Source organism: Oleiphilus sp. HI0086 (genome assembly GCF_001635225.1).
Genome location: NZ_LWFZ01000723.1, coordinates 1 through 14,803 on the forward strand (window position 1 = coordinate 1; position 14,803 = coordinate 14,803).

Here is a 14,803-nt window from a genome sequence, read left to right on the forward strand (position 1 = left end):
CTTCAGTTCAATCTAGTCGAAGCAAAAGCTTCATATACTTGCTCAAGTTACTTACTGTTCAAATAAATTGTACAGGTCGTTGACTTGATAATTTCTTAAGCAACATCCTCTCTAACAAGTTAGATCAGAGTGCTTTATCGTGAAATCATCTCAGTCAGCGCCCACACGAATTGCTTGGTTAATTTTTTAAAGAGCTTGCTTGAGATCCCTCAAGCGAGGCGCGTATTCTACAGCGTCTCATTTGCTTGTCAACGATTTTTTTAATTTGTTTTCGAAGAAATTTAAATTCAAAACCGAAAACCAAAACCTTTAACAAGCGAAGATAAATTACTGATTTTAATCACTTAATTTATCTTCTATCCCCTTTAAACTCCGCTGCTTTCGAAGCGGTTCGTCTTAAGGAGGTGCGCATTATATAGAGCTGATTCTTTAGGTCAACACCTTTATCAAACTTTTTTATAAATTAATACGCCAAAGACAGCAATCACTGCTGCACCCATTTTTAACCCCTCTCTTTATAACCCTTCTTTATACCAATACGACATCAACCCACCTTCTAACCACCGATATATAGCCGCCATTTACCACCAAGCCATCCAAAACCGACCAACATCACAGAAACTCAACCTACACACCCCTCTCAAAATATAAACATTAGTAACATTCACATTTATATGCCACTGTTTTTTATAGGCTTTTTCTATGATAAAACCTAACAACTGTACGCTCATGACTTTACAATTTTTTAGTTTGTAAACAATAACTTAAACAAGCACTTATTTCTTTAAAGAGACAAGCCTAGCTAGCGCTACATCTAACAGGCAGATTCATGAGACAGAGTTCAAAGTTCTTTCATGATTTTACAATTTTGCTCTACCAAGCCCCTCAATATTCATTTCTATAAAGTCGCTTCATAAAAGCCAGACCGCGCAACAAGCTAACACCGATCGTTTATTACTTAATGTCTTTGAACATAAAGAGCCATGGATAATCAGATGCCAATAAGAAAACTGAGTATTACCTCCCTATCATTTATTGTTCTTCTCTACGCTCAGTTTTTATCTGCTGCGCCCGGCGATGCAGGTAATATCCTAACAACACTGACTATTAATAATGTAAGCGGTGATGGTCGAACACCTACATCCCCTCAAGGCATTACCATGCATGATGGCTATCTTAGGGTAGTCGATTTTGGCACCGATAGAATATACCGGGTATATCCTGAAGATATATATGATGACATGGGCACAAGTGACGTAGGTGACGACGTACTATTGTTCTCTGCAGGCGACAGTGATTTAAACCTTCCTCTTGCAGACACCGATAACCCACCAATAAATAGCGATGGCAACCCCATCCCTACTTGTGGCGCAACGCCTGCAGGCCAATACTGTGGCGGCGGCGGTCTGACTTTTGCTGAAAACTATTTATGAAATGCCAGCCCTATAACTGACGACATCATAAAAGTAGACCCGGTAGATGGTGATAACCTCGAATCGGAGAATGCACTCGCGTCACTGGCATTCCCATCACCCACCGACATGACATACGACGGTCATAGCTTTTGGGTCGTAGACTGGCAAACTAACACTATCAATAAAGTACGCCCTGAAGATGGTGCGCTTCTTTTGTCTTTACCAGGCCCCTCCTCTTTACCTTCATACCAATCTAACCCCTCAGTCACTAATGCTCGCCCTTTTGGTATTACCTGGGACGGTAGAGACTTATGGGTAGCTGACCAAGAAGAACTCAAGGTTTACCGCATTGACCCAAGCGACGGTAGCGTTGTTGACTTCTTTGACACACCAGGAGCTGACCCTAAAGGATTAAGTTGGAACGGCGAATATCTTTGGCACACAGACCAAACCACCGCTACGATTTACGCTATCGAAACAGGGGTTATCCCGTTTGGCATTACCGGCTGCTTTGAAAAGAACGGTGTAGCAGTCAATGCTGATATATTACTTAGCCAAACAGCTTTATCTGACCAATCAACTAGCACTGATATTGATGGCTGCTTCCAGTTCACTGACTTCACCGCTGGCACACCAATCCAACTAAAAGCCAGTGAAGCTGGCGTTGATGAAAAACCTATCATTACTCTTGCCGAAACATCAGCGGGCTCAACTGACGTCACACTTATTGTTGGCGACGAATATTCCGAGCCCGGCTACTCCGCTTATGATACAGAAGACTTGGATTTGACATCTGAGGTCGTTACTAGGCCGAACGTTATCGATACTCCCACTATTATCGATACATCCGTACCAAACCCTACGGGAATACTAGTTGAATATGATGTCGTTGATAGCGCAGGTAACAACGCTGATACGGTATCTAGAATGGTCTACGTTCTAGAAGAGGATATCATCGCTCCCGTTATTACTCTTACTGGCGACGACCCGACATACGTTGAACAACTGACCAGCTATATAGAACCCGGCGCAACAGCAATCGATAATCGTGATGGAGATATCAGCGCAAACATTACTATTTCCGGAACCGTTGATGCAAACACTGCTGGAACTTACACCCTGCCCTACGACGTTTCGGATGCCGTTGGAAACATCGCAACGACTGTCACTCGTAATGTAATCGTCCAAGACACAACTATCCCTAGCATTACACTAAGCGGAGCTTCGAGTATCACTCTGGAAAAAGGCGACACTTATATAGAAGAAGGAGCCACAGCCACCGATAATGTTGATGGTGATATTACGGCTAATATCATTATCTCAGGAAGCGTCACGAACGATACGGTTGGAAGCTATGTCCTAAACTACGACGTGTCAGACTCATCAGGCAATGCAGCAGTAGTCGTTTCTCGCACAATTAATGTTGTCGATACCACTGCACCGATTATTACGCTAATAGGCGCCAGCCCGTATAATCAAGAATTAAACACCCCGTTCACCGACCCTGGCGCTACTGCATCAGATGTTCCAGGCGAAGACTTAAGCAGCTCCATTGTCGTCAGCGGTTCTGTTGATTCAAGCATTGCTGGTACTTACACACTTTCTTATGACCTAAGCGATGCAGCAGGAAATATAGCGACAACAATATCTCGCGACGTAATCGTTGCCGATACCGGCGCGCCAACGATCACCCTTCTTGGAAGCAACCCTCTTGATCACGAGCTTGGAAATGCCTACACCGATCCAGGCGCTACTGCATCAGATGCAATCGACGGAGACTTAAGCAGCAGCATTGCCGTAGCTGGAGATACCGTCAACCCGAACCTAACAGGCACATGCAATGTCACATACGATGTTTCGGACTCAGTTGGCAACGCTGCACCTACCGAAATAAGAACAGTAAACGTAAACGACACAACACCTCCAACTCTCATTTTGTCTGGCGACTCAACAGTTCTGCATGAATTACGAACCCCCTATACAGATGCTGGCGCAAGCGCAAATGACAATACCGATAGAGACATCACTACGAGTATTGTAGTCGGCGGAGATACAGTAGATAGTGATACCGCCGGTGTATATATCATCACTTATAACGTAAGCGATGCCGCGGGCAATGCAGGCGCACCAATCAGCAGAGTTGTTGACGTTGCTGACCGCACAGCACCGGTAATAAGCTTACTTAGCGCAAACCCTTTGGATCATGAAGTAGGCACCATATTCGTTGGCCCTGGTGCAACAGCATCCGATATTATAGACGGCGATGTTAGTGCCGATATTGGCGTATCTGGCTCGGTTGACCCAAACACAATTGGCGCTTATACACTTTCCTATAATGTCAGCGACTCGGCAGGAAACGCTGCAACGACGGTAGTTCGTACAATTAATGTTGTCGATACCGGAGTGCCGGCCATCACGCTACTTGGCGACAACCCCATTTTACACGAGCTGCAAACTACCTCTACCGACCCTGGTGCCACTGCAATAGATGCCGCAGACGGAGACCTTTCATCTAGTATTGTCATCACAGGCTCAGTCGACTCAAATACCGCTGGAACTTATACACTCAGTTATGATGTGACTGATTCACAAAGCAATGCTGCGACAACCGTAACACGAGACATTATCGTTGCAGACCGAAGCGCTCCACTCATCACTATTACCGGTAGTACTACAGTTAATCATGAGCAAGGCACTTTATATACAGACGCTGGCGCAACTGCTAGTGATGTAATTGACGGTGATATCAGTGCAAACATCGTCACAAGCGGTACTGTTGACGTTAATACTGCCGGTACGTATAGCATCAATTACAATGTAAGTGACGCTACTGGAAACGCGGCAACACAACTCACCAGAACCGTTATTGTCAGTGACACAACTATTCCGGTAATCACCCTTAACTCAACGAACCCGCTGGATCACGAAGTCGGCACAATCTTCGTCGACCCAGGCGCAACAGCCAGTGACAACACTGACGGAGATATCAGTACAGCAATTGGCGTTACCGGAACTGTTGATGCCAATACGCAAGGTGCATACACCCTTACCTATAATGTTTCTGACTCATCTGGTAACGCAGCAGCAACCGTAGTTCGAACTGCAAACGTCGTGGATACTGGAGTACCCTCTATTGCACTTATTGGTGACAATCCAGTGCTACACGAACTACAGACGCCATACACAGATGCTGGTGCGACCGCTTCAGATGCAGCAGACGGCGACCTAAGCGCTTCAATCACAGTGACTGGGTCAGTCGATCCGGATATCGCCGGAACTTACACACTTAGCTATGATGCAAATGATTCCCAAAGTAATGCTGCAACAACGGTAACCAGAGATGTAATCGTTGCTGATAGAACAGCTCCAGTAATAACGATTACTGGAGGCAGCACCGTTAACGCTGAACAAGGAACGGTTTATAGCGATGCCGGAGCGACCGCAACAGACATCATAGATGGCGATATTAGCGTAAATATCATTACCACTGGCGCAGTTGATACAAATACCGCTGGTAACTACACCATTCACTATAATGTTAGCGATGCCGCTGGAAACCCCGCTATTCAGGCGAGTAGAACTGTAATCGTAAGCGATACAACAGCCCCACTTATCACCCTTGCTGGAGCCAACCCCTTAGATCACGAAGTAGGAACAATCTTCGTCGATCCTGGCGCTAGCGCTAGCGATAATATTGATGGAGATATCAGTCTAAGTATTGGCGTCACAGGAACAGTCGATGCCAATACACAAGGCACGTATACGCTTACCTACAATGTATCCGATTCATCAGGAAATGCTGCAGCAACCACTACACGAACAGTGAATGTTGTGGATACTGGCGCACCAACCATAACACTAAATGGCGACAACCCTACCCTGCATGAACTACAAACCACCTACACAGATGCTGGCGCTACCGCTACGGATGCTGTGGATGGTAACTTAAGTGCATCCATCATCGTTAGTGGGACAGTCGATGCGAATATCGCGGGTACCTACACCCTGTCTTACAACGTTACCGACCTACAAAGCAATGCTGCACCCACGGTTACCAGAGACGTAATCGTTGCCGATAGAACCGGCCCCGTGATTACTCTACTTGGCAGCGCTACAGTTAATGTAGAGCAAGGCGCGACATACACGGATGCGGGTGCTACGGCATCAGATGCCATTGATGGTGACTTAAGCTCCAACATTGTGCTTGGTGGTGCAGTTAATACCAGCGTAAGTGGAAGCTATACCCTTACTTACAACGTTAGTGACGCCTCAGGCAACGCTGCGACGCAAGTCTCGCGAACTGTTATTGTTAGTGACATGACTGCGCCGGTAATCAGCTTAGTCGGCACAGACCCGCTCAATCATGAAGTAGGCACCATATTCCTCGATCCAGGCGCTATCGCCTCAGATAATATTGATGGTGATATTTCAGCAAATATTGGAGTTACCGGCTCAGTAGATGCCAACACTGTCGGCGCTTATATCTTGTCATATAACGTTTCTGATGCAGCAGGCAATGCCGCAACCACGGTTAATAGAACTGTAAACGTTGCCGATACTGGCGCACCAACCATCACCATGTCTGGTGCCAACCCACTTAATCATGAGCTAAATACAATTTACACCGACCCGGGTGCGACTGCATCAGACGTAGTCGATGATGACGCTACGCTTAGCGCAGCAATTGTCACCATTAATAACGTGAATGAAAATGTCGCAGGCACATACACGGTCACTTACGATGTGACAGACTCTGGTGGAAACCCTGCCGTACAACAAGTCCGAACAGTTAATGTCGGCGACTTTACTGCACCAATGATAACTCTAATTGGCAACACAACCGTAAATATTGAACTTGGCTCAAGCTATACCGATGCAGGCGCAAGTGCGACAGATAATATTGATGGCGACCTGAGCTCCAGTATTATTTCAAGCGGAACAGTCAACCCTCTTGCGACTGGAACATATGTAATTAGCTATGACGTAAGTGATGCAGCTGGGAACAATGCCGTACAGCTTACGCGAACAGTAATCGTCACCGATACTACCGCACCGGTTATCACATTACTTGGCTCGGCAAGCATCAACCATGAACAAGGAACTGCTTATAGCGACCCTGGCGCCAGTGCTACAGACAATACTGACGGTGATATCACCGCCAGCATCACTGTATCCGGTTTTGTCGATGCAAATGCCGCTGGCACATACACTCTCAATTACAACGTTAGCGACAGCGCAGGAAATAACGCAACAACACTAACACGTACTATTACAGTTGTTGATACAACGCTACCGGTATTGACCTTAAGCGGAAGTACTCCAACTAATCATGAGCAAGGAACAAGCTATACCGATGCAGGCGCATCCGCCAGTGATACCGTTGACGGAGACTTAACTGCAAATATCCTTGTCACGGGCTCCGTTGATGCAAATACTGCCGGCTCCTATATTCTTACTTATAATGTTAGCGATACAGCCGGTAACGCAGCCACATCAATTACAAGAACCGTTATCGTGGCCGACACGACAGCCCCTGCTATTACCATTATCGGCAGTTCAGTCGTCAACCATCAACAAGGCAGCACCTATACAGATGCAGGCGCTACTGCCTCCGACCTTATCGATGGCGATATGAGCGCTAGTATTGTTGTCACGGGCAGTGTATATGTTAATGTTGAAGGCTCGTATATCATCAGTTATGACGTAACAGATGCAGCAGGAAATGCCGCGACCACCGCAACAAGGGCTGTAAATGTTGGCGATACGATTGCGCCAACAATAGCTTTACTTGGAAATGCAATTGAAAATCATGAACAAGGAACAAGCTATACCGATGCAGGAGCGAGCGCTAACGATAATTTTGACGGGGATATTTCTGCAAACATCGTTGTTAGCGGAACTGTCGATGTAAATGCGCCAGACACCTACATACTCAGCTATGATGTGAATGATGCCGCTGGTAATGCCGCTGCTACAGTTAATAGAAGCGTTGTTATCGCCGATACAACAGTTCCAGTCATTACAATCAACGGTAATTCTAACGAAACCGTTGAACAAGCTACCAGCTATACCGACGCAGGCGCGACGGCAAGCGACAATGTCGATGGCAACCTAAGCAGCAACATCATCGTATCCGGCGATACGGTTGATATTAATACAGCTGGGATTTACACCACTCGCTATGATGTCAGTGACACTGCGGGCAATAATGCTGTACAAGTAACACGAACCGTCACAGTCGAAGACAGTACTGCACCACTGATTACCCTACTGGGCTCCAGCCCGCTTAATCATGTTCAGCTCACACCTTATACCGATGCCGGTGCAACAGCCTCTGACAGTGCTGATGGCGACATTACTGCCAGTATCACGCGAACAGGCGATGTAGATACCAATATAATTGGCACTTACCTAATTTCTTATGACGTAAGTGATGCTGCGGGTAACGCTGCAACAACAGTCTCACGCACAGTGAATGTAACAGACGGCATCGCACCAACAATCACTCTTCTGGGCAACACGATTGTCAATCATGAACAGAGCACCTCTTACACAGATGCAGGCGCAACAGCTGACGATAACCTTGACGGTGATGTCACCACCAATATCGTACTTAGTGGAGCTGTTGATGTTAATACTCCCGGAACCTACGTGCTCAGCTATGACGTCAATGATGCCGCGGGGAATGCTGCAACGACCGTTACTAGAACAGTCATCATTGCCGATACAACTATTCCAGTCATTACGCTAACAGGCAATGCAGCTGAAACAGTTGAACAAGGAACGAGCTATACCGACGCTGGTGCAACAGCCAACGACAACGTGGATGGCAACCTAACTTCCAGCATCGTCATAAGCGGTGATACCGTCGATGCAAATATTGCAGGCATATACACAATAAGATACGACGTCAGTGATACTGCCGGTAATGCTGCTCTACAGCTTAGTCGCACAATCACTGTTCAGGATACAACGATTCCAGTGATTACACTTACTGGCTCCGACCCGACCAACCACGTTCAAGGTACTGCTTATAATGATGCCGGCGCAACGGCTCTAGACAGCGCTGATGGAGACATTTCCGGCAACATAGCAAGGACAGGCTCTGTCGATATCGACACGATTGGAAGTTATGTATTAAGTTACAATGTTAGTGACGCTGCCGGTAATGCCGCGGCTACAGTTACTCGAACAGTAAACGTAACGGACGGCATCGCTCCTGTAATCACCCTTGTAGGTGACTCAACCATTGATCATGTTAATGGCCAGTTATTCACTGACCCTGGTACGATAGGATCAGACAACCTTGACGGAGATATTAGCCTCAACATTACAACAGGCGGCTTTGTCGATATTAATACCGATGGCACCTACGTCTTGAGCTATGACCTTGTCGACGCTGCTGGAAATGCCGCAATAACCGTGCAAAGAACCATTAATGTTGTCACCCCTGCTGCAATATTTGTCGAGGCCGAAACGGGCACAATCGGTGGTGGGCCAGATGTAGAAAGTTATGGCTCAGGCTTTACCGGCTCAGGTTATATCAATATAAGCTTGGCACAGGATGGAGATTACATTGAGTTCTCGGATATTCAGGCGTTCGCCATCCCTTACAACCTAACAATCCGATACGCTTCATCAAATGATAGCTCTTCTTTCGATATCCTTGTGAACGGTAGCGCCGCTGGTAGCATCGCTCTTTCTGCGACTGGTGATAACGCTCTCTATTTGGATTCAGCTGCTTTGCCTGTCACGCTAGTATCGGGCGCTAACACCTTGCGATTCAATATACTTGTCGATCCAACCGATAAACGAATCGACTCGTTTACTCTAACGCCGCAATAGAATGGAAATTAAAGCTTAAGGTGAAACTATGTTGAATCGATTTATTTACGCTGCTTGTCTACCAATATTATTAAGTGCCTGTGATGGCGGTAGCAAGCAATCGAGCACTGAACCAGCGGATATCAGAACAGGCAGTTTTATTGATAGCCCGGTATCAGGCCTATATTATGAAACAGAAACACAGTCAGGCATGACGAATGAGCGTGGTGAGTTTTCTTATAGCGATGGCGAACAGGTTAAATTCTCTATTGGTTGAATCTATCTAGGTACATCAGAAGCACAGGAACTTATCACGCCTTTTGATCTATCCGGTTCCGCCCCGCTAAACAGTGAAAAAAGTATCATTACAAGTCTGCAAAGCACCGACATATCCAGCTTTGACCGCGTCATCAACATAGCGACACTCCTTCAGGCACTCGACCAGGACGGCGAGCCTGAGAACGGCATAGACCTTGGAAACGCTCACACAGAATTAGAGCTTTCAACAATCAATTTCTATGTAAAGGCCTCCCAGTTTACCGAGCAAGTCGATTTTAAAGGCGTTCTATCGCAACTCAATATCGAAAGCCACAGAACCTTCACTCAAGCAGCCCAACATCTTTATGAAAACCTCGATATCAGTATCGAATCAAACCTTAACTCTGCAGTTTTATCGAATGAAGGTAACTTAGATAAAACCCTCGTTCAGTATTCATACAGCCAAGAGCGGCTTCTAACAAGCCAGGAAACAGACTTCAATAACGATGGAACTGTCGACAAAACCATTCACTACAGCTATGACAGTCAAAACCGTTTAACGCAAACATCTGATAGCGCGTCAAATACAGTTGAAACAATCAGCTATGATGATGACGGTAATATCCTGAGCAAAGAAATAGATAGACCTGAAGACGAACTCGATATATTGCAATCCTACACTTACCAAGACTCTCTACTGTCAAAACTCGAAACTGATTTGGGGAATGATGGCACAATAGATATTTTGGCAGAATATCAATATGACACCGAGGGCAATGTTATTCTGTATACAGTCAGTCGCAATAGCGAACTTGCTTCAAGCGTCTCATATACATACTCCGGAAACAGGCTTAGATCTCAATCTGAGGATAGTGATAATGACGGCGAAGCAAACTCTTCAATCAGCTATAACTATGACTTAAACGGCAATATCCTAAGCCAGCATAACATTCGATCCAACCAGGAAAACACTCAAACTTCTATAAGCCGCTTCAGCTACGACAGTAACAATCGCCCAAACCGCTACGAGCGTGATGATAACCAGGACGGCACACCAGAATATATCGAGTCATATCAATATAATAATTTGAACAAGCGGACCGAATACAAAAAAGACCTCGATGGCGATCGTGTTTGGGATTTTGTAGCCCAATATGATTACGATATCAATGGAAACCGAACACAAATGCTTGAAGATAGCGATGGCAACGGCATTGTCGACAAGGCTTGGTTTGCAGACTATCAGGCAGCATCATTTGACAACGCCTGGGACAGAATTATCGAACAACTCTGAGCTAATTAAAGATTCATAATTCCTTTTAAAAACCTGCGATAAGCAGGTTTTTTATACTCTAAAAGCAGTTAACAAGCAGCCCCTCAATTAACGACTCACCTTACAGGCATACAGAAATAAGAAGCCAGACCACACACAAAAACCACAAACACTAGAAACATAAATATTATTCATTTTTAGTTTCAACAACTTATAAAGCCACGCCACAGCAAAACAAAAACACCCAAACCCAAAAAAAGAACCATTTCACCCGACAAGCGTGCTCCATTTCAATTTTTGAAAAAAAATATCGCTGTTTGTTAAGCAGCTTCGCTCATTCATTAGACTCAGGTAAGTATTGCCGTTATATTCGCCGCCTTGGAAGCCTTACTTGAAATTCAGGCCATGGAACAGTAAGGCGACCAAGAACTTTCATACCTCATTCGTTATGGATAATAAATATGTACAAGCTAAAGCTAGCGGTCGCCTTTGCCTCTCTATTTATCTCATTGTTCTCGGGAGTTTCCTATTCGGCCCCGGGTGACCCTGGCAATATTCTAACGACACTAAGCATTAACAACATCAGTGGTGATGGTCGCACCCCTTCCACCCCCCACGGCGTCACCATGCATGACGGCTACCTTTGGGTCGTCGATTTTGGCACCGACAGAATCTACAGGGTCTATCCAGAAGATGTCTATGACGAAGAAGGAGCGCTTCAATTTTCTGCCGGTGATAGTGATTTAAACCTTCCCCTTACAGACACAGATAATCCGCCAATTAACAGTGACGGAAACCCCATCCCTACTTGCGGTGCAACACCGGCCGGTCAATACTGTGGCGGTGGCGGTTTAACCTTTGCCGAGAATTATCTTTGGAATGCCAGCCCTATTACAGACAACATTATAAAAATCGACCCTGTTGATGGAGATAACCTCGAATCCGAAAATGCACTATCAGAGCTCGAGTTTCCATCACCAACCGACATGACTTATGACGGACATAGCTTCTGGATAGTTGACTGGCAAACTAACACTATTAATAAGGTTCGCCCTGAAGATGGCGCGCTACTTCTATCATTACCCGGCCCTTCAACACTACCTTCTTATCAGTCTAACCCTTCTGTCACCAATGCTCGTCCTTTCGGTATTACCTGGGATGGTCGCGACTTGTGGGTAGCAGACCAACAAGAACAAAAGATATTTCGGGTTGACCCCACTGACGGTAGCGTGGTCGGTTTTTTTGAAACACCAGGCTCAAACCCCAAGGGCTTAAGCTGGGACGGGGAACTAATTTGGCACGCTGACCAAACAACAGGCCTAATTTACGCGATTGAAACAGGTGTCATACCTTTCGGTATCACAGGCTGTATCGAAAAGAATGGTGTAGCAATCGAAGCAGACCTACTTCTCAGCCAAACAGCACAATCGGATATAACCACAAGCACCGATGTGGATGGTTGCTTCCAGTTTACCAATTTTGTTGCTGGCTCCCCGATTCAGCTTCAAGCAAACGAGTCAGGTGTTGACCTTAAGCCGGTTATTACACTTAGTGAAACGTCACCTGGTTCAACTGATGTCACCCTCTTGGTCGGCGATACCTATGCAGAGCCTGGCTTCGTTGCGATAGACCCAGAGGACGGTGACATTAGTGTCGATGTTATCACTAGACCAAACGTCCTTGATACTCCCTCTATTATTGATACTTCCACCCCTAATAACTCCGGCATTCAAATTGAATACGATGTTGTCGACAGCCAAGGCAACAACGCGACAACAGTTATCCGAACTGTATACGTCATCGAAGAAGATACTACTGCACCAGTGATCACTCTTATTGGTGACGACCCTACTTATGTTGAACAGCTTTCGACTTATAATGAAGAAGGCGCTACCGCTATCGATAACCGTGATGGAGATATCAGCGCCAACATTATGATCAGTGGAAACGTCGATTCTGACACTGCCGGCACTTACACACTTGCTTACGATGTTACCGATGAAGCTGGCAATGTAGCCACGACCGTAACGCGCGAGGTGATCGTTCAAGATACGACTGCACCAGTAATAACACTTATCGGCGACGCAGTTGTTACACTAGAAAGAGGCGATAGCTTCTCAGATGAAGGTGCCAGCGCCGTCGACAATGTTGACGGAGATATTAGTGCAAGCATAGTAAGTTCAGGTAGCGTAATCAGCGGAAGCGTTGGCAGCTACATCATAAACTACAATGTTTCTGACACTGCTGGTAATTCAGCTATTGTTGTATCGCGTACAGTTAACGTCGTCGACACCACCGCGCCAATCATTACCTTATTAGGAGCTGCTCCATATAATCAAGAAATTAACACCCCATTTAATGACCCAGGCGCTACCGCAATTGATGTTCCTGGTGAAGACTTATCAAGTTCGATTGTCGTAACAGGTACGGTAAATACTTCAGTCGAGGGAACCTACACTCTTTCTTACGATGTAAGCGATGCATCGGGTAACGTTGCAACAAGCATTTTCCGAGATGTTATCGTTGCCGATTCCGGTAGCCCTATGATCACCCTACTCGGAGATAACCCTCTCACTCACGCACAAGGCTCGCCTTACACTGACCCTGGCGCAACAGCTACGGATGCGGTAGATGGTGACCTTTCCGGAAGCATTGTTGTCGGTGGCGACACGGTAGACCCTAACTTAATCGGCAGCTACCTTATAACTTACGATGTCTCAGATTCATCGGGCAACCCTGCTCCAACCGTAACCCGTACAGTCAACATAGATGACTCAACAGCCCCAGTAATTACTTTAATTGGCGATACAAACACCAATCACCAGCTTGGCACAGCCTACGTCGATGCGGGCGCTACAGCATTAGACAATATAGATGGCGATATTAGCTCAAATATTGTTGTTAGCGGTGATACCGTCGATGGAAATACTCAAGGAACTTACACAGTTATCTACAATGTCACTGATTCATCAGGAAATGCTGCAAACCCCATGGTAAGGTTTGTGACGGTAGATGATGTAACACCACCGGTAATCACCTTAGTTGGCAATAACCCAATTAATCATGAAGTGAATACAATTTACACTGACCCTGGTGCCACAGCCACAGATAATACTGACGGCGATATTTCTGCAAACATCGGTGTCAGCGGTACAGTCAATGCAACCGTAATCGGCAGTTATGTACTGAGCTACAACGTGAACGATTCCTCAGGCAACTCTGCTACTACCGTTACCCGAACAATTAACGTTCAAGATACTGGCGCACCTAGCATCACTCTACTAGGTAGCAGCCCACTTAACCATGAACTAAATACCCCCTATACCGATGCTGGCGCGACTGCAAGCGATGCGCTGGATGGTGATATCTCAACTAACATCATCGTCGGTGGTGCTACCGTAGATTCCAGTGTTACAGGTACCTACGTGATCACCTACGATGTCAGTGACTCCAACGGCAACCCTGCCGTACAGCAAACACGTACAGTAAATGTGAACGACTTTACTGCCCCAGTCATTACGCTTAATGGTGACAGCAGCATTAATATCGCTCTAGGTAGTGTCTACAATGATGCGGGTGCGAGTGCGTCGGACAATATTGATGGCGATATTTCAGCAAGCATTATTCAGAGTGGCACTGTTGATACCGGTACAATTGGTAGCTACACCCTTGTGTATAACGTGAGTGATGCGGCTGGCAACGCTGCAATCCCCGTCACACGAACAGTTAATGTTGCTGATGCGAGCGGCCCTGTTATTACGCTGATCGGAACCAACCCCATTAATCATGAGGTGAATACAATCTTCACCGACCCGGGTGCGACAGCGCTAGATAATGTCGATGGAGATGTATCTTCAAACATCGGTGTCAGCGGTACAGTCAATGCAACCGTAATCGGCAGTTATGTACTGAGCTACAACGTGAACGATTCCTCAGGCAACTCTGCTACTACCGTTACCCGAACAATTAACGTTCAAGATACTGGCGCACCTAGCATCACTCTACTAGGTAGCAGCCCACTTAACCATGAGCT

The 14,803-nt window shown here is 46.0% G+C and carries 5 protein-coding genes; all 5 read left to right on the forward strand.

All coding sequences use genetic code 11. The features are described 5' to 3' along the window. The first annotated feature begins 995 nt into the window (after positions 1 to 995). The gene (locus A3756_RS11845; RefSeq protein ID WP_156490428.1) at positions 996 to 1,433 is read left to right on the forward strand and encodes a hypothetical protein; all 438 of its coding nucleotides are present in this window, start codon (positions 996 to 998) and stop codon (positions 1,431 to 1,433) included. A 108-nt stretch (positions 1,434 to 1,541) separates the two neighbouring features. Then, positions 1,542 to 9,260, forward strand: coding sequence for an immunoglobulin-like domain-containing protein (locus tag A3756_RS26670; protein ID WP_068553555.1), 7,719 nt, complete (start codon positions 1,542 to 1,544; stop codon positions 9,258 to 9,260). Positions 9,261 to 9,288: 28 nt separating this feature from the next. Then, positions 9,289 to 9,516, forward strand: a complete 228-nt coding sequence (locus A3756_RS11855; RefSeq protein ID WP_068552633.1) for a hypothetical protein — start codon at positions 9,289 to 9,291, stop codon at positions 9,514 to 9,516. A gap of 648 nt (positions 9,517 to 10,164) precedes the next feature. Next, positions 10,165 to 10,791 carry a hypothetical protein gene (locus A3756_RS11860; RefSeq protein ID WP_068553556.1) on the forward strand — a complete coding sequence of 209 codons (627 nt, stop codon included), beginning with the start codon at positions 10,165 to 10,167 and terminating at the stop codon, positions 10,789 to 10,791. A gap of 440 nt (positions 10,792 to 11,231) precedes the next feature. Continuing rightward, positions 11,232 to 14,803 (forward strand): immunoglobulin-like domain-containing protein (locus A3756_RS11865; protein ID WP_156490429.1); only part of this gene is annotated, 3,572 nt, incomplete at its 3' end.

What these genes read in the sequence shown, in the direction of transcription:
- A3756_RS11845 (WP_156490428.1), top strand. Translation starts at nt 996, where the DNA reads ATGCCAATAAGAAAACTGAGTATTACCTCCCTATCATTTATTGTTCTT.
- A3756_RS26670 (WP_068553555.1), top strand. Translation starts at nt 1,542, where the DNA reads ATGACATACGACGGTCATAGCTTTTGGGTCGTAGACTGGCAAACTAAC.
- A3756_RS11855 (WP_068552633.1), top strand. Translation starts at nt 9,289, where the DNA reads ATGTTGAATCGATTTATTTACGCTGCTTGTCTACCAATATTATTAAGT.